Genomic DNA, 429 nt, shown 5'->3' on the forward strand with positions numbered 1-429 from the left:
GCCCGACAGCGTGCTGAGGCGGTTGTACAGCAGGCGCTGGTCGGCCCCCGGCTTGTCGGCCAGCCGCACGCCCTTCTGACCGGCGAGCGCGTTCAGTTCATTTTGCGCGCGGGTGTGCATCGTGATCATCATCTGGGCGTAGGCACGCACGGCGGCGTCGCTGCTTTTTTGCAGCGCCAGTTGCGAGGTCTGAATCTCGGTGAGGTTGCTCATGGTGGCGACCTCCATGAACAGCACGTCGGTGTCGTTGGACACCTGGGCGGTGCTGACTGGACCCATCGGCTGCCCGGCGGCCCCACCCGCCAGCGCGGTCGGAAAGACGAGGGCCAGGGTCAGGACGGAAACGAGGCGGGTTTTTCGCATGGTGAAACCTCCTGAAAAGCTGTCCACCGCAGCTTGTCAGACCCCGCCCGCCGCCCATAACCCCCC

At 66.0% G+C, this 429-nt stretch carries 1 protein-coding gene; it reads right to left on the minus strand.

Going from position 1 to position 429, the window contains the following annotated elements; genetic code table 11:
* The coding region (locus ACU8YE_RS25680) for a DUF4142 domain-containing protein (protein ID WP_446930450.1) at positions 1 to 363 on the minus strand (363 nt) is incomplete at its 3' end.
* Positions 364 to 429 lie beyond the last annotated feature (66 nt).

The sequence above is a fragment of the Ralstonia sp. VS2407 genome (assembly GCF_052950655.1).